The organism is Thioclava sp. FR2 (assembly GCF_051200875.1).
Taxonomy (GTDB): Bacteria; Pseudomonadota; Alphaproteobacteria; order Rhodobacterales; family Rhodobacteraceae; genus Pseudotabrizicola.
In genome coordinates, this window is record NZ_CP195191.1 from 3175728 (window position 1) to 3191777 (window position 16050).

Genomic DNA, 16050 nt, shown 5'->3' on the forward strand with positions numbered 1-16050 from the left:
AAGGCGAGGAGACCGACCCCCAGATGACGCATCCCATTCTCAAAACAGCCGCAGCCTTGCTTCTTGGCGTCTCGATCCTCGCGGCGCCTGTTTCGGCGCAGCAGAATGATGGAGACCCCGGTGCCTATCTGGCAGGCAGGCTTGCCTTGTCCGAGCACAGCTATCGCGACGCGGCCTATTGGTTTTCGCGGGCCTTGATCGAGGATGAAGAGAACAGTTTTCTGCTGGAAGGCTTGATCCTTGCCCATATCGGCCAAGGCGATCTGCCAATGGCGGCAGAAGCGGCAGAACGGCTGGTCAAACTTGGGGGGCGCAGCATCGCCGGGAACATCGCCCTTTTGGTGCGAGATGTGCAGAAAGAAGATTACGTGACTTTGCTGGCCGCCCCGCAAGAGCGAGCCATTGGTAATCTGATGGACAAACTGGTGCTGGCCTGGGCGGAATTCGGGGCTGGCAAGATGTCGGATGCGGTGGCGCGCTTTGACGAAATTGCAGCGACTGACGGACTGAAGCCCTTTGGCCTTTACCACAAGGCGCTGGCACTGGCGGCAGTGGGCGATTTTGGTGCGGCCGATGAGATTCTGTCAGGGCAGGCGGCTGGCCCACTGATCGTAAATCGGCGCGGTGTGATTGCACATGCAAAGATCCTGAGCCAATTGGAACGGCCCGCTGACGCGTTGGCCTTGCTGGAAAAATCCTTCGGGAATGAGCCAGAACCGGAATTGATGGCACTGCGGCGCGATCTGGAAGCGGGCAAGCCCGTGCCCTTTGATATGGTGACCTCGGCCCGAGACGGGATGGCCGAAGTGCTGTTTTCCTTGGCCGTTGCGCTGAATGGCGAAGCCGAACCGTCCTACACCTTGCTTTACGCGGCATCGGCTGCGGCCTTGCAACCCAAGCATACGGAAGCCGTTTTGTTGGTGGCCGGGCTGTTAGAACAATTGGGGCAGGCGGAACTGGCCTCGGAAGCCTATGCCCGGATTTCGCAAGAAGACCCGTCTTTCTACACGGCTGAACTTGGGCGGATCAGCACCCTGTTCGCGATGGAGAAGAAGGAAGAAGGCTTGGCCGCGTTGAAGACGTTGAGCGAGGCTTTTCCGGAGTTGAGCCTTGTTCAGATGAGCTATGGCGATGCGTTGCGCCGGGATGACCAATTTGCGCCCGCGGCTGAGGCTTATAGCAAGGCAATCGCCTTGGTCGGAACGCCCGAGCCGCGCCATTGGGGTCTTTTCTACGCGCGCGGCGTGGCCTTTGAACGGGCTGGCGACTGGGAAAAGGCCGAGGCAGATTTCCGCAAAGCATTGGAATTGAACCCCGATCAGCCGCAGGTGCTGAACTATTTGGGCTACAGCTTCATCGACAAGGGGCAGAATCTGGACGAGGCCTTTGCCTTGATCGAAAAGGCCGTCGCCTTGCAGCCGGATCAGGGCTACATCATTGACAGCCTGGCATGGGGCTATTTCCGTTTGGGCCGATATGAAGACGCCCTTGCCCCGATGGAGAAAGCCAGCCTTCTGGAGCCGGTTGACCCGATCGTCACTGACCATCTGGGCGACGTCTATTGGGCCGTCGGCAGGCAGATGGAGGCGCGGTTCCAATGGCGGCGGGCATTGTCCTTTGACCCAGAGGAAAAGGATGCCGAACGCATCCGGCGCAAGCTGGAAATCGGGTTGGATGCGGTACTGGCCGAAGAGGGGGCACCGCCGTTGGGAGCCGCCCCGAATGGGAACTGAATTCGCGCCTGCGAAGATCAACCTGACGCTGCATGTGACGGGCCAAAGGGCAGATGGCTATCATCTGCTGGACAGTCTTGTGGTCTTTGCGGATGTGGGCGACCGTGTGACCGTAGATGCGTCGCACCCATTGGGCCTGACGATCACCGGGCCGCGGGCTGCGGGATTAGCGGCAGAGGAAGATAATCTGGTGTTGCGGGCCGCGCGCCTGATGGGGGGGGCTGCGCATTTGGTGCTCGAAAAGCATTTGCCGGTCTCATCGGGCATTGGCGGCGGGTCTGCCGATGCCGCGGCAACCTTGCGCTTGTTGGCGCGCATGGCAGGGAAGTCGCTTCCCAAACCAGAGCAGGTGGTCGCCCTTGGTGCAGACGTGCCGGTTTGCCTTGAGGGGCGGGCGGTGCGGATGACCGGCGTTGGCGATGGAATTTCGCCTGTGTCTGACCTTCCCGAGGCTTGGCTGGTTCTGGCCAATCCCGGCGTGGCAGTTTCGACCCCGGCCGTGTTCAGAGAGTTGGCCCACAAAGAAAACGCCCCAATGCCTGAAAACCTGCCTGGTTTCGCCACGGTCGCAACGCTTGCAGCTTTCCTGCGGGATCAGCGAAATGATCTGGAGCCTCCTGCGGTGTCACTGGCTCCGGTGATTGCCGATGTAAAGACGATGATCGCGGCTCAAGAAGGGTGCCTCTTGGCCCGTATGTCGGGATCGGGCGCAACCTGCTTTGGTCTGTTTGCGGACGAAAATGCCGCGCGGGACGCCGCAAAGGCGATTGCGCGGCAACACCCCGAATGGTGGGCCGTTGCCGCGAAGATGATCAGTTGATGCGCGCCACGACGTAATCGGCCAGATCGGCCAGCATTGCGCGCAGGGGATGATCGGGCAGGCGCGAAAGGGCCGCTTGTGCCGTTGCCGTCCAATCAAGCGCATCCTGTCGGGCAGCGGCCATCGAGCCGTGGCGTGCCATGATGGCCTGCGCCTGCTCCAAATCGCCGTCCTGCTGCTTGCCTTTTTCGATGGTCCGAACCCAGAAGGCCCGTTCTTCGGCATCGGCTTTGGCGACGGCTTTGATCACGGGCAGGGTCAGTTTCCGCTCGCGGAAATCGTCGCCGACGTTTTTCCCGATGGTCGCGGTCGTGCCGCCGTAATCCAACAGATCGTCGACGATCTGAAAGGCGATCCCCAAGGCATCACCATAGTCAAACAGGGCGCGGACTTGTTCTTCGGGCGCACCGGCAATGACGCCGCCCACTTCGGTTGCGGCAGAGAAAAGTGCGGCTGTCTTGCCGCGCACGACCTTCAGATAGATGTCTTCAGTCGTTGCCAAGTCTTGCGCGGCGGTCAGTTGCAGAACTTCGCCCTCGGCAATGACCGCAGAGGCGTTCGACAAAATCGACAGCACGCGGATGTTGTTCGTTTCCGTCATCAACTGGAAACTGCGGGCAAACAGGTAATCGCCGACCAAGACGCTGGACTTGTTGTCCCAAAGCAGATTGGCGGTCGGGCGGCCCCGACGCTGTTTGCTTTCGTCAACCACGTCATCATGCAACAGCGTCGCGGTGTGGATGAATTCCACGGTCGCGGCCAGATGAATGTGATAGGGGCCGCCATAGCCGCAAAGCTGGGCTGCCGCCAAGGTCAGCATCGGGCGCAGTCTTTTGCCCCCCGCTTCGACCAGATGCGCGGTCACCTCTGGAATGCGTGGCGCGTGTTCGCTGGCCATGCGGTCCCGGATCAGGGCGTTTACCGCCTCCATATCCTTGGCGAGCCAAGCACCCAATTGATCGTGTGGTTTCTGCGTTCTGTCGTGCAAACCCATAGTTCCCCAATGCTCCACTCTCGCCTTTTCCCCAGCGGCGTCTTAAGTCTGGAGGCATGAAAGAGTTGATGCGCACAACCGACCCGACTTTGATCGCCTATGCTCAAGCCCTCTTACAGGGCGAGGGTATAGCCACCTTTGAAATGGACGTCCACATGAGTGTCCTTGATGGGTCCTTGGGTATATTGCCGCGCCGGTTGATGGTGCGGGAGGCGGAACACTTTATCGCCTCGGCTGTTTTGCGCGATAATGAGATACCGACGGGCCTGTGATGTTTGCCGAAGACGCGCTTTCCGATGATAAATTTCTGTGCGGCAGGCTGAACCTCTTGCAGCCGATAAAAGGGTATCGTGCGGCGACCGACCCTGTGTTGTTGGCGGCGGCTTGTGCGGCACGTCCGGGCGAACGGGTGCTGGACATGGGATGCGGAGTCGGTGCGGCGGCATTGTGTCTGGGGTGGCGCGTTCCGGGTGTGCGGTTGTCGGGCGTCGAGGTTCAGGCGGACTATGCCGATCTGGCGCAGAAGAATGGCGAAAGAAATGGCATCCCCTTTGAGGTGCATGTGGGCGATATTCACCATATGCCACATGCCTTGCGGGTGGATTTTGACCATGTGATCGCGAACCCCCCCTATTACGGCAGCGGCACGCCCTCTCCTGTTCCGGGGCGGGCAAAAGCAATGCAGGTGGCTTCGCCCTTGTCGGATTGGGTCAAGGCCGGTGCGCGGCGACTGGCCCCCGGGGGGTGGCTGACGATGATCTGCGGGGCCGATGGTCTGCCTGAAGTTTTGGCTGGCATGGGCGACAAGATGGGCAGCATTTCTGTTCTGCCTTTACAGCCTCGCATTGGTCGGGCGGCTGTGCGGGTCTTGGTGCAGGCCAGAAAGACCGGGAAGGCCCCGTTCCGTCTGCTTGCGCCCCTTATCATTCATGATGGCATGGAACATTCCGGCGATCGTGAAAGCTACACGGCAGAGGCGAACGAAGTTTTGCGCAATGGGGGCGACCTATTGGCGCAATTCCGCTAAATTTTGGATAATTGCTGCGCCGCGGCGGAGTTTTTGGGGCGACACGACTCACTTCCTGTGCTGAACTTGAGGTCCAGAAACTCAACAAGGAGGTACGACATGACCATCGCTTCGCATCTGCAGGAACTGCGCCGGAAGCATGAACACCTCTCGTCCATGGTTGAACAAGAACAGCGCAGCCCCGGATCTGATGCCATGCGAATTGCCGATCTGAAGAAGCAAAAGCTGAAGCTGAAGGAAGAAATTACGCGCCTTTCTCAGGCCTGACCTTTTCGCGCACTGGCGCTTGCCGCCAGTGCCGCGCCCCCAGCGATCAGGACAGCAGCAATAGCCAAAGTTGTCGTAGCTGGTGCAATGCCCGCGGCCACCAAAGCCAATGTGGACAAAAGCGGAGCAGCGTAGGAGGCGACACCCAGAAATTGGATGTCGCCTTTTTTCATGCCGATGTCCCAGGTGAAGAAAGCCGCGCCAACCGGTCCAAGCCCCAAGGCCAAGACCGATGCCCAACCCAATGCGCCGGTGGGCCATAGCGTTTCTTCAAGCAAGAGATGCGCCACCACTGACAGGGCGGCCGTAGCAAGGCAGTAGATGGTCACGCTTTCAGTCGGCACGGACCCCAAACGACGGGACAGAACCGAATACGCGGCCCATGTCAGAGCGCAGCCGAAAGCAAGAACCAGGCCGGCAACATTGTTTTCCCCCCCCGGATCACGCCCCAGAACGATAAGGGCAGCCCCAGCAAAGGCGATCAGTGCGCCAAGGATGTGCAAAGGGCGGAGCCGTTCGCCCGGCAAGAGGCCTGAGAAGAGGACAATGAAGAGCGGCCAGAGATAGGCAATCAGGCCCGTTTCAGCCGAAGGAGCCAGGCGGAAGGCTGAAAAATAAAGGGCATGATAGCCGAAGAGCCCAATCGTCCCGAAGGCATAGACCTTCCAAGAAATGCCACGAAGGACGGCAAACCCTTTTCGGGCCGTCCAGATCAGCCCGATTGTGCCGCCAATGGCAAAACAGATGGCGTTCAGCAGAAAGGGCGGGACCGGAGCCGAGCCGATTGTGAACAGCGCCAAGAGCGCCCACATCAATACGGCCGTGAAACCGATGGCGGTTGCCTGTGTCATGTCTGCCCCTTGGCTGAGTGGAGTGGACAAGAAGGGAGCGCGCGGCAAAGGTCAAGCCCTGCAGTGCGCGCAGAACAGCAATGCCCAATCGGCATGGATAGACCGGTTGAATATTTGCCTGTGAATTGGCACCCTTAGCGTCAGGGAGGACAGGTCCGTTAGGAGATGTCCAGATGTTGGAAACGCATGTAAACCCCGACTATGACGCCATCATGCTGCGTGCACGGCAATTGCGTGCCGAAGCGATGAGGGACATGGTCGCTGCGATTTTTGCCTTTTTCAGCCGCAAGCCGGCCGTCAAGGCAGCACATGCCTAAGTGAAAAGGGCCGCCCCACTGGGACGGCCCTTTCTTTTTGGTTTTGGTCTGGATCAGACGAAGAACTGTCCGCCATTGGCGCTGATGGTCGAGCCGGTGATGAAGCCGGCATCGTCTGACGCAAGGAAGACGACGCAGCGCGCGATTTCTTCGGGTTCGCCCAAGCGGCCAACCGGGATCAGCGGAATGATGCGTTCATTCAACACTTTTTCGTCGATGGCACGCACCATCTCGGTGCCGATGTAGCCCGGGCAGATGGCGTTGACGGTGATACCGGCGCGCGCGCCTTCCTGAGCCAAAGCTTTGGTAAAGCCCAGATCGCCCGACTTCGCGGCCGAATAGTTGGCTTGTCCTGCTTGGCCTTTCTGGCCGTTGATCGACGAGATGTTGATGATGCGGCCAAATTTGCGGTCACGCATGCCCGACCACAGCGGATGGGTCATGTTGAACAGGCCGGTGAGGTTGGTGTCGATGACCTCTTTCCACTGCTGCGGGGTCATCTTGTGGAACATCGAGTCACGGGTGATGCCCGCGTTGTTGACCAGCACATCGACCGGGCCAAGGTCTGCCTCGACCTTCTTGATGCCTTCGGCGCAGGCGTCGTAATCGGCAACCGACCACTTGTAGGTCGGGATGCCGGTTTCGTTGGTAAAGGCAGCGGCTGCATCATCGTTGCCAGCATAGTTTGCTGCAACTTTGTAGCCAGCGGCTTTCAGCGCCACTGAGATTGCGGCGCCAATGCCGCGCGATCCGCCCGTTACCAATGCAACCTTTGCCATATCGTCTTCTCCTAGATTCTGGGGTTATTGAAACATTTGTTATCCGCAACGAGAAGGGCGCGCAAGATTCTTGCGCGCCCGTTTTGCCGTTGCGGCAATTTTCCGCGGCGCAGCGAGCGATTAACGCTCTAGGCACATGGCAACACCCATGCCGCCGCCGATGCAGAGCGTGGCGAGACCCTTTTTCGCATCGCGACGGGCCATTTCGTGCAAGAGCGTGTTGAGGATACGGCAGCCCGAAGCACCAATCGGGTGACCGATGGCGATGGCACCGCCGTTCACGTTCACGATCGACGGATCCCAGCCCATGTCCTTGTTCACGGCGCAAGCTTGGGCGGCAAAGGCTTCGTTAGCTTCGACCAGATCCAGATCGCCTACTTTCCAGCCTGCCTTATCCAGCGCCTTGCGGCTGGCGTGGATCGGGCCGACGCCCATGATCGACGGGTCAAGTCCGGCGGTCGCATAGGACGCGATGCGGGCGATGACCTTGAGGCCACGCTTGGCGGCTTCTTCTTCGGTCATCAGCAGAACAGCAGCGGCGCCGTCATTGATGCCCGAGGCGTTGCCTGCGGTGACCGAGCCGTCGCGAGTGAAGGCGGGGCGCAGTTTCGCCATGCTGTCCAGCGTGGCGCCATGGCGGATATATTCATCGGCGTCGACGATGGTGTCACCTTTGCGGGTCTTGACCGTGAAGGGGATGATCTCGTCCTTGAACTTGCCGGCCTTTTGCGCGGCTTCGGCCTTGTTCTGGCTGGCGAGAGCAAATTCGTCCTGCATGTCGCGGGAAATTTGCCACTGGTTCGCAACGTTTTCGGCGGTCTGGCCCATGTGGTAGCCGTTGAAGGCATCCCACAGACCATCTTTGATCATCGAGTCGATGAAGCTCATATCGCCCATCTTTTGGCCAGCGCGCAGATGTGCGACGTGGGGCGAAAGCGACATGTTTTCCTGACCGCCTGCGATGACGATACGGGCATCGCCCAACTGGACGTGCTGTGCGCCAAGGGCGACGGCGCGAAGGCCGGAACCGCAAACCTGGTTCAACGACCAGGCGCTTGCCTCTTTGGCGAGACCGGCCTTGATGTGGGCCTGACGGGCGGGGTTCTGGCCCTGACCGGCGGTCAGCACCTGTCCCAGAATGGTTTCTTCGACTTCAGCCTTGTCGATGCCAGCGCGGGCGACAACACCCTCAATCACGGCGGCACCAAGATCATGAGCCGGAGTGTTGGCGAAAGATCCGTTGAAACTGCCGACTGCGGTGCGTCCGGCGGCGACGATTACGACGTTGGTCATATAGTCCTCTCCCTTGGCCAAGGTAACGGGACGCGGTGCCCCGCCTGCCCCCCCGACCTATGCTGCAATTGCAAAAAGCGCAAGATTCGTAGGGGTCCATGATGACGCAGGGGAAATTAGTCTCAAGCAGTCTTTTGCGTTGTGACCAACATCCAGTCAGGATTTACCGTTGGAGCGCCAAAGGCGTAGCCCTGCAACATGTCAAGCCCGAGCGCGGCAAGCCATGCCGCATCGGCAGGCGTTTCCACAGCTTCGGCCACGCAAATCCGTTCAAATTGCTTGCCCACGGCAAGCAAAGCCGCAGTGATTGCATGAAACTCGGTCGAGACGTGAATGTTGCGGGTGAACTGACCGTCGATCTTCAGAATGTCGAATTCGAAGGCCTTGAGTTGTGGGATGGAGATTTGACCGGAGCCATAATCATCCATCGCAAAAGAGATGCCTTTCCCACGCCATTGCCGCATGAAAGAAAGAACGATTTCAGAAAGTTGCATGGCAGATGTTTCCGAGATCTCGAGGATAAGCCGTTCTCCGATGCGGGGGGTTTCGGCCAGATGATGGCGCAGAACACGCAACCATTTCGGATAACCTATGGACCGGGCTGACATGTTGATGGCCAGTCGAACGCGAGGGTGCTGGGCCAAGGTGCGCAGGCCCAGCGCGAGGGCCACGCAGTCGATTTCGCGGCCAATCTCATGCGCCTCAACCGCGGCCATGAAAGCACGCGCGGGAATGGGGCGGCCGGATTGGTCAAGGACGCGCATCAGACCTTCGTAAAAGGCGACGCGAGAAGTGTTTCCGGCCATGACGACAGGTTGATAGGCGAGACGAACGCGACCCTGTGCGACTGCATCGCGCACCATGTCCAGCGTTTGCCGATCATTTTCAAAGACGGCATAGGACAAGGCATTGGAATCTTTCCATTCAACGTCAGCTCTAAAGACTTTTTTGTTCGGCATCAGGCCAGCCCCCAACAATTCACCGCCCTTAGGATGAATTCCGAACCATGAATCTTGCGTAAAAATTCACATTTTGTTCTAATTTGAGGGATTCAGGAAAAGGGTGTTCGGGGAATGAGTGGTGGGAACGAAGGGCGCTGCCCTTGGTGCGGATCGGAAGAAATTTATGTTAATTATCATGACCATGAGTGGGGTGTTCCGGAATGGGATGGCCGGGCGCTTTGGGAGAAGTTGATCCTTGACGGGTTTCAGGCCGGGCTGAGTTGGATCACCATCCTGAAAAAGCGCGATGCTTTTCGCGCGGCGTTTGAGGGCTTTCAGCCAGAGGTGATTGCGACTTGGGGCGAGGCCGAGGTTCAACGGCTGTTGCAAGACCCTGGAATTGTGCGCCATCGGGGTAAGATCGAGGGCGCGATCAAGAACGCAAGGGCCTATCTAACCATCGAAGAAAAAACAGGATTTTCAAACTTCCTTTGGGCGTTTCAGGACGGAAAGGTAGTGCAGAACCGCTTTGCGAGCCTGTCGGACGTGCCCGCGCAAACCCCGACCTCCGAGGCGATGTCAAAGGCGCTGAAGAAAGCTGGATTCACCTTTTGCGGGCCGACGATCGTCTATGCCTTCATGCAGGCAACGGGCATGGTGAACGACCATTTGGTGACCTGCCCGGCGCATGACCGAGTGGCGAAACTGGGCTGAAAACCCCTGTCACCCTGCGTACACCCCCTGTACACCCCCCGTGCAGACAGAGACGCAGGCGGACCCCACCTAATTGGCCGGGACTGTCCGAAGCTCGATTTGGATTATGCCGGGGGCGGGGCCGGCATCTTCTTCCTCGGCATCCAGTGCTACGACACCTCGGGTGGTCGCGCCAAAGCCCGCGTCGCGCATGGCCTCTCCCAGACCGCCGTGAAGGCCGCGTGTCATTTGTAGCGCATCTTGAGCTAGGAAGGAGAGGTCTTCGACGGGGCTTTGAGGAGAGGCCGGCGTCAGGACAACGACCATCCGTTCGGCCCCCAGAACATCGTCTGAAATGCGGAACAGGCCGCGCTTCAATTCATCGCCCGGCTGAAGGCGTCCCGCGAACCAATGGCTGATTTCATAATTCGCCGCGACGTAGAGGACGTTCACATCTACCGGCTGGTCCATGTTGTTGGTGGCCAGAACATGTACCTCGTCATTAGGGATCAGGCGCGGCACGTCGTTGCGAGAGAGGGGGACCAGCGGTTTGCCCTTGCCCTCACGCGTCAGCATTTCGACCTCGACATCCAGTGTGCCTTGGCCGACGGCATCGCCAAGACGCAGAAGGTTGATCGCGCGGGACATGGTGGTGAGGGTGGCCCCCATCACCTCGGCCAGAAGCTCGGGCGTTTTGTCGGCGGTCGAAACCGAGGGCGTCTGGGCATAATCTTCGGCCAGTCCGGTTTCGGGCAGGATCCAGATCGCATCGGGGCGGGGGCTTTCGGGAATAACGGCCAAGCGCAGGTCGGCGGGCTGTCCTGCGGCCACGAAGGCAAGGCGGGGGCCGGTGATTTCGGCCAATGCCTCTAGCGCCTTGGTCAGCGCGTCGGCGGGGGCGGAGCCGGGTTCAGGCAGGGCCACGGTCAGGGTGAAGTCGACGGATTCATCCACTTGGCGAAGATAAGCGCCGCGGGGCAAGTCTGTGTCGGCCATGCCAGTGGCGGTAAAGGTTTCGGTTCCCGTCAAGGTGACGGTGCCAAGGCTTTCCTCGGTCGGCGCCGCGGCATTGGGCATGATCGCCAGTTGCATGCCTTCGGCCAGACCATGCAGGGTTCCTGCCGGGATGGTGAAACTGGTGCTGTCGGCGGTCACGGGCCATTGCGCGACGCGGGCGCCCTCTGTTCCCTGAAACACCACATGGTCGAGATCGCCTTCGAAGAGCGGAGTCGAGCGTGCGAGGTTCTTGACGGCATATTTGCGCAAAACCTCTTGCCCGATCTGGCCGTAGGTGGCGTTCGGGTATTCGGCCAGCGTTTCAAAGAGCGTGTAGGTGAAAACGCCTTGGGGAACGCGGTTCGGCTTGCCCTTGGGCAGGTTCTTTTCCGGCGTCACCTCATTCGTTTGGGCGGCGAAAAAGGCTGTGAAACTGCCGCCTGCCTGCCCCACTTCCACCGGGGCCTGTGGTTTGGCGCGCGGGTCTGCCTGTGGCAGGGCGCGGGTTGCGGTTTCCATGTCTTCGGGGGAAAGACCCAACGCCTCGGGTGGAAGCTGGCGGGTGCGGACATCTTCATCATCCGAGGGCGCGGCGCGGGTGACAGTGCCGGAATGGCAGGAGTCGAACACCGCCCAGACATTCGCGCCTTTGGCCCGGATGGCGTCGATCATCTGGCCGATTTCATCATCGACCAGAGCGTTTTCCACGGCGCCGACCGAGTCATTCCACGGGCCGATGTCGACGGGCAGGAACAGTTCGTCCAATCCATCAAGTTCGGTTTCGGGGTTCAGCGCCGGGGCCTGAGAGCCGTGGCCGGAGAAGTGGAGGTAGATGAAGTCGCCGTCCTGCGCCTGAGCGGCGAGATCGGCGAAGGCTGCGCGAATTGCAGCAAGGGTAGGGGCTTGTTTGCCGGGAAGGCCATCGGCCAGCACGGTGACGTTATCGGGGGAGAAGGGGACAGGGGCGGCGGTGGTGAGGTAGGTTTCCACCAGTTTCACGTCATTTGCCGGACCTTTGAGCCAGAAATCCTGTTTGAGGTTCGGGTATTCATTCGCCCCGATCAGAAGGGCGCGGTTCTCGGCCAGTGCCGGGGTGGCCAGAAGGGCGAGGGCGGAGGTAAGCAAAAGCGGACGCATCGCGGTCAATTCGTCATGAGGGCATAGCCCGTGCCATTGGGGCCGCGGTTTTCGACCTTGATCTGATAGGCTTCGGTCCGGTCTGGCCGCCAACCGCAATAGGCGATGTGGCTGCGGTCGGTGTCGGAGCAGACGAGACGCCCCTTGGCATCGGTGACCGTCAGGTTCAGGTCGGTGGCGCCCTTGGCCTCGACATAGACTTCGGCATATTCGCCGCCGATGAAGTCGACGCTGGGATAGGTGTCCGACTTGCCGTTGCCGATAGTGCCGATGTTGTAGACCGGGCCGGTGGCCACGCCTTTGGTGCTTTCTGCGCGGATGTCAGCGATGAGGCCGGTGAGCGTGTCATCGCCTTCGGCCAGAGGCTCGGCGGCGGCCAGCATGTCCTGCCAGGTCAGGGGCGTTTCGCCGCTGGCCTGGGTGGTCAGGTTGCCCTCGACAGGGTTCAGGGCTTTGCGGAGTTTCGCGGCGGAGAGGATCAGAAGCGGGTCCTGCAAATCAACGCCTGTCGCGAAAAGGCGGGCAGAAAGTTCGGCCGTTTTCACGGGCGACAGAGGTTCGGCGAAAGCGGGGGCTGCGAAAACTGCTGCACAAAGGGCAAGGGAAAGGCGCATGATCAAACCTTGGGTAAAATCCGTTGATCTTACATTGCCCCGCCCGTTTTCGCCTGTAAACGCAAGATTTTTTCATGACGGCCTTTGTCATGTGATCCCCGAAGGCCGGGCTGATACGTTCGGTTTGCAAGTCTTTCGGAGGGTTCCATGAAAGCCGCAAACAGAACTGTCTTTCCGTTTCACCGCAATGCCATCCGGTTCCGCGCGCATCGTTATTTCCTAGAGATGTTGGCGGCCCTCGTGGTGCTGACCTCGGTTGCCGCGTTATCCCCTGCCCGTGCAGCCGAGGTCACACCCGGGGTGATGGTGGGGGCGATGGAGAAAGTGCTGGTGGTGCGATCTGCGGATAATGCCGACCGGTTTCTGGGGTCGGCCTTTCTGTGGGGTGAAAGTGCCGAGGTGGCGGTGACGGCCGCGCATGTGGTGGGTAAGGCGGGCGAGGTCCGTTTGGTCGACAGCCAAGGCCGGGAAGAGGTGGGCGTGGTCATTGCCCGTGACGAAGTGCGCGATGTGGCGCTGGTGGCGCTGGGCGAGGGTTTTCGCGGGCGGGCGGGGTTTCTTCTGGCGGGCCTGCCGGAGCTTGGTCAATCGGTCTGGGCCTTGGGTGCGCCTTTGGGGTTGGAATTCACGCTGACCAAGGGGCAGGTGTCGTCAGAGGCGCGGCAGGTGCAGGTGGGCGTGCCGATCCTGATGGTGCAGCATGATGCCGCCGTGAACCCCGGATCGTCGGGCGGGCCGCTGGTCGATGCCGAGGGGCGTCTGGTGGGGATGAACACCCGCATTGCCGATGGCAGCCGGATGTTTGTGGGCATTGCCTATGCGATTTCCGCTGAAGACCTTGGCCGGATCGTGCCGCTGCTGATTGCCGAGGAATTGCTGCCCTTTCCAAAGATGGAGTTCCGGATGCGCCCGATCGACAAGATGATTGCCGCCGCGCTGGGCGTGTCGGAAGGCGGTCTTTTGATCGAGGATGTGACCGTGGGCGGGATGGCCGAGCGGTCCGGTCTGAAGCCGGGGGATGTTGTTCTGGCGATTGACGGCGTGGTGATCGAAGAGCCGGGCATGTTCGCCTTTCTGATCGAGGCGGCACAGAGCGCAAAAGGCGAGGCGGATTTCGCCCTTCTGCGGGCGGGCCAAGCCGTGCTGGTGACGGTGGTTTTTGCCGAGCACAAGGAAGTGGGCCTGCTGGAACGCAATGCACCGGGGTCAGAGGCCGCGCGCAAGGCCAGCTACCGCGTCGAGTCGCTGGGGTTGGAACTGGGCGACGGGGGCCGCATCGCCAAGTTGCTGGAAAACTCGCCCGCGCTTTGGGCGGGGCTGGTCGAAGGTGACCGTATTCTGAGCGTCAATGGCGTTGTCTATGACACAACGGCCTTGCGGGCGCTGGAACTGACAGAACCCGCCATCGTCTTGGTGCAGGGTCGCAACGGGCGCACGCGGCATGTGGTTCTGGACCCGTGGAATACGGCGGCGGGTTTGCGTCCGGTTGGGGATGCGAATGTCCTTGACCCCGCCGTGGTGGTGTTCTGATCTGAGGGTATGGATATGGATCGCATTCTGATTGTCGAAGACGACCCGGTGACGGCAGAGGCCGTGGCCGAAGTGGTGCGCGGCCTTGGGCTGGAGCCTGTCATCCGGGTGAGCCTTGGCGCGGGTGTTCAGGCCGCGACGACGGGCGAGTTCAAGGTGATCGTGCTGGACCGGATGCTGCCGGGTGGCGACGGTGTCGATGCGATGGCGCAGATGCGGGCCGGGGGAAGCCGGGCCTTGATCCTTGTTCTGTCGGCGCTGGGCCGGGCGGCGAACCGGGTGGAGGGGTTGGAGAAGGGGGCGGATGACTATCTGCCCAAGCCCTTTGAGCCGGACGAATTGCGGGCGCGTCTGCGGGCGCTTTTGCGGCGGGGCACGATCGAGGTTTTGGACAACGATCTGATGGCCTTTGGCGATCTGGAAATCCGGCTGAAGGCGCGGACGGTTTATGTAAAGCGCGTGCATGTTCCCGTCAGCCCGAAGGAATTTGAGCTGATCACCTTTTTCGCACGAAATGCCGAACAGGTGGTGACGCGGACGCAGCTTTTGCAGCAGGTGTGGAAGCTGCATTTCGACCCCGGCACCAATGTGGTGGATGTGCATGTGGGCCGGCTGCGCCGAAAGCTGGAGGCGGCGGGTTGCCCCGCGATCCAGACCGCGCGCGGTGAGGGCTATGTGTTTGACCCAATCCCGGCCGAGGTGCGTGGGTGAAGGGATTTCCGGCAACAACCTTTCGCTTGGCGGCGGTGGTGGCGCTGACTGTCACGCTGTTGTCGATTGTGGGCATGGGGCTGCAATATCGGTTGGTGTCAGACCGGCTGATGGATGAGGCCGAACGATTGCTGGCGGCGGATCTTGATGGGTTTGCCACGCTTTACGAACAACGCCGGATCATCGCTTTGCGGCAGGCCATCGAATACCGGTCGGCTTCGGGGCCGCTGGGCGAGATGCTCCTGTTGATGAACCGCGATGGGTCGGTTTTGGCGGGAACGCATGAGGTGTGGCCGTCATCGGTTGTGCCAGCGGGCGAATTGTTCGAGGCCGATGGGGCGGTTCGGTTTACGGCGGCGGGTCACGACTGGTTGGGCGTTGCGCGGGATTTGCCGGGTGGGTTTCCGCTGTTGGTGGCGCGGGATCTGGGGCCGGTTGAGGGCACGCTTTCGGCGCTGCGCCAAGGGATTCTGGCCTTGGGTCTGGGCATGTTGGCAGCGGGGGCTGTGGTTGGCTGGGTCATGGCGCGCCGGGTGATGACGCGGATCGGGCGGGTTAATGCCTTGGCGGATACGGTTGCTGCTGGCGATCTGTCGGCGCGCCTGCCGGGGGCGCGGAGTGCCGATGAGTTCGGCCAGTTGGAACGCCATGTCCATGTGATGCTGGACCGGATTGAGGCGTTGAACCGCGAGACGCACCGGTTATCGGATACGATTGCCCATGAATTGCGGACGCCCTTGAACCGCATGCTGCAAAAGCTGGGGCGGATCGAGGGGCAAGACGAGGTGACGGACGATCTGCGCGCCGAAATGCGCCAGACGGTGCGGGTCTTTGATGCGCTTTTGGACATCAGTCGGGCGGAGGCGGATCAGGGCCACGGCGGGGGGTTGCGGCCTGTCGATCTGTCGGAACTGCTGGTCGAAATCTGGGAGCTTTATGAGCCTGTGGCCGAGGACAAGGGCTTGCTGCCAGTGTTGGCGGTTGCGCCCGGATTGCGGGTTTTGGGCGACAGGACGCTGATTTCGCAGATGGTGGCGAACCTGTTGGACAATGCGGTGAAATACTGTCGTTCGGGCGATAGCGTGACTCTGACCCTGCGTGCAGACGGTGATCGGCATGTGATGGTCGTGGCGGATACCGGGCCGGGTTTGCCCGAAGACTTGCGCGAGACCGTGTTCGATCGCTTTGCTCGTGGGCAGCGGGACAAGGGGCTGCCGGGGCATGGGCTTGGTCTGGCCTTGGTGCGGGCGATTGCGGCGCGCCACGGGGCCAAGCTTTCCTTGCCCAAGCAGGAGAAAGGTTTTGCGATCGAAATTGGCTGGCCTAAGTTGGCGGACATTCTCTAGC

Annotated in this window: 17 protein-coding genes; 10 read left to right on the forward strand and 7 right to left on the reverse strand. The window is 60.7% G+C overall.

Going from position 1 to position 16050, the window contains the following annotated elements; genetic code table 11:
• The first annotated feature begins 23 nt into the window (after positions 1-23).
• Entirely contained in the window at positions 24-1733 is a 1710-nt protein-coding gene (locus ACSBLW_RS15265) for a tetratricopeptide repeat protein (protein ID WP_435257455.1), read from the forward strand.
• The gene (locus ACSBLW_RS15270; RefSeq protein WP_435257456.1) at positions 1723-2553 is read left to right on the forward strand and encodes a 4-(cytidine 5'-diphospho)-2-C-methyl-D-erythritol kinase; all 831 of its coding nucleotides are present in this window, start codon (positions 1723-1725) and stop codon (positions 2551-2553) included. The genes ACSBLW_RS15265 and ACSBLW_RS15270 overlap by 11 nt, the downstream gene beginning before the upstream one ends.
• Here the strand turns inward: ACSBLW_RS15270 and ACSBLW_RS15275 are convergent.
• Complete coding sequence (locus ACSBLW_RS15275; protein ID WP_435260133.1) at positions 2546-3547, reverse strand: polyprenyl synthetase family protein; 1002 nt, start codon at positions 3545-3547, stop codon at positions 2546-2548. The genes ACSBLW_RS15270 and ACSBLW_RS15275 overlap by 8 nt on opposite strands.
• Positions 3548-3603: 56 nt before the next feature.
• Between ACSBLW_RS15275 and ACSBLW_RS15280 the strand changes: the two genes are divergently transcribed.
• From ACSBLW_RS15280 to ACSBLW_RS15290, 3 genes are all read left to right on the forward strand, one after another.
• Positions 3604-3819, forward strand: coding sequence for a DUF2007 domain-containing protein (locus ACSBLW_RS15280; protein ID WP_435257457.1), 216 nt, complete (start codon positions 3604-3606; stop codon positions 3817-3819).
• Entirely contained in the window at positions 3819-4574 is a 756-nt protein-coding gene (locus tag ACSBLW_RS15285; RefSeq protein WP_435257458.1) for a tRNA1(Val) (adenine(37)-N6)-methyltransferase, read from the forward strand. The genes ACSBLW_RS15280 and ACSBLW_RS15285 overlap by 1 nt, the downstream gene beginning before the upstream one ends.
• A gap of 99 nt (positions 4575-4673) precedes the next feature.
• Positions 4674-4841, forward strand: coding sequence for a YdcH family protein (locus ACSBLW_RS15290; RefSeq protein WP_435257459.1), 168 nt, complete (start codon positions 4674-4676; stop codon positions 4839-4841).
• Here the strand turns inward: ACSBLW_RS15290 and yddG are convergent.
• A complete protein-coding gene (gene yddG, locus ACSBLW_RS15295; RefSeq protein ID WP_435257460.1) occupies positions 4832-5692 on the reverse strand; it encodes an aromatic amino acid exporter YddG in 861 nt (286 codons plus the stop codon). The two genes, ACSBLW_RS15290 and yddG, sit on opposite strands and share 10 nt — an antisense overlap.
• 173 nt (positions 5693-5865) lie before the next feature.
• Here yddG and ACSBLW_RS15300 point away from each other — a divergent pair, with 173 nt between their 5' ends.
• Positions 5866-6009, forward strand: a complete 144-nt coding sequence (locus tag ACSBLW_RS15300; RefSeq protein ID WP_435257461.1) for an RSP_7527 family protein — start codon at positions 5866-5868, stop codon at positions 6007-6009.
• A 53-nt stretch (positions 6010-6062) separates the two neighbouring features.
• On the opposite strand, the gene ACSBLW_RS15305 is transcribed toward ACSBLW_RS15300, so the two are convergent.
• The 3 genes from ACSBLW_RS15305 to ACSBLW_RS15315 all read right to left on the reverse strand — a co-directional run bounded on the left by ACSBLW_RS15305 (position 6063) and on the right by ACSBLW_RS15315 (position 9040).
• Complete coding sequence (locus ACSBLW_RS15305) at positions 6063-6788, reverse strand: beta-ketoacyl-ACP reductase (protein ID WP_435257462.1); 726 nt, start codon at positions 6786-6788, stop codon at positions 6063-6065.
• A 120-nt stretch (positions 6789-6908) separates the two neighbouring features.
• Positions 6909-8081: an acetyl-CoA C-acetyltransferase gene (locus tag ACSBLW_RS15310; RefSeq protein ID WP_435257463.1), complete on the reverse strand. Its 1173-nt coding sequence runs from the start codon at positions 8079-8081 to the stop codon at positions 6909-6911.
• A 122-nt stretch (positions 8082-8203) separates the two neighbouring features.
• A complete protein-coding gene (locus ACSBLW_RS15315; protein WP_435257464.1) occupies positions 8204-9040 on the reverse strand; it encodes an EAL domain-containing protein in 837 nt (278 codons plus the stop codon).
• A 114-nt stretch (positions 9041-9154) separates the two neighbouring features.
• Between ACSBLW_RS15315 and ACSBLW_RS15320 the strand changes: the two genes are divergently transcribed.
• Positions 9155-9736, forward strand: a complete 582-nt coding sequence (locus tag ACSBLW_RS15320; protein WP_435257465.1) for a DNA-3-methyladenine glycosylase I — start codon at positions 9155-9157, stop codon at positions 9734-9736.
• A gap of 69 nt (positions 9737-9805) precedes the next feature.
• Here ACSBLW_RS15320 and ACSBLW_RS15325 read toward each other — a convergent pair whose 3' ends face one another.
• Positions 9806-11848, reverse strand: a complete 2043-nt coding sequence (locus ACSBLW_RS15325) for a caspase family protein (RefSeq protein ID WP_435260134.1) — start codon at positions 11846-11848, stop codon at positions 9806-9808.
• Between the two features lie 5 nt (positions 11849-11853).
• Positions 11854-12462 (reverse strand): hypothetical protein, encoded by a 609-nt coding sequence (locus ACSBLW_RS15330; protein ID WP_435257466.1) that lies wholly within the window; start codon positions 12460-12462, stop codon positions 11854-11856.
• Between the two features lie 147 nt (positions 12463-12609).
• Between ACSBLW_RS15330 and ACSBLW_RS15335 the strand changes: the two genes are divergently transcribed.
• The 3 genes from ACSBLW_RS15335 to ACSBLW_RS15345 are packed head-to-tail and all read left to right on the forward strand — an operon-like array spanning position 12610 to position 16049.
• Complete coding sequence (locus ACSBLW_RS15335) at positions 12610-13992, forward strand: trypsin-like peptidase domain-containing protein (protein ID WP_435257467.1); 1383 nt, start codon at positions 12610-12612, stop codon at positions 13990-13992.
• Positions 13993-14001: 9 nt separating this feature from the next.
• The gene (locus ACSBLW_RS15340) at positions 14002-14703 is read left to right on the forward strand and encodes a response regulator transcription factor (protein WP_435257468.1); all 702 of its coding nucleotides are present in this window, start codon (positions 14002-14004) and stop codon (positions 14701-14703) included.
• Entirely contained in the window at positions 14700-16049 is a 1350-nt protein-coding gene (locus ACSBLW_RS15345; RefSeq protein ID WP_435257469.1) for an ATP-binding protein, read from the forward strand. The genes ACSBLW_RS15340 and ACSBLW_RS15345 overlap by 4 nt, the downstream gene beginning before the upstream one ends.
• The last annotated feature ends 1 nt before the right edge of the window (position 16050 follow it).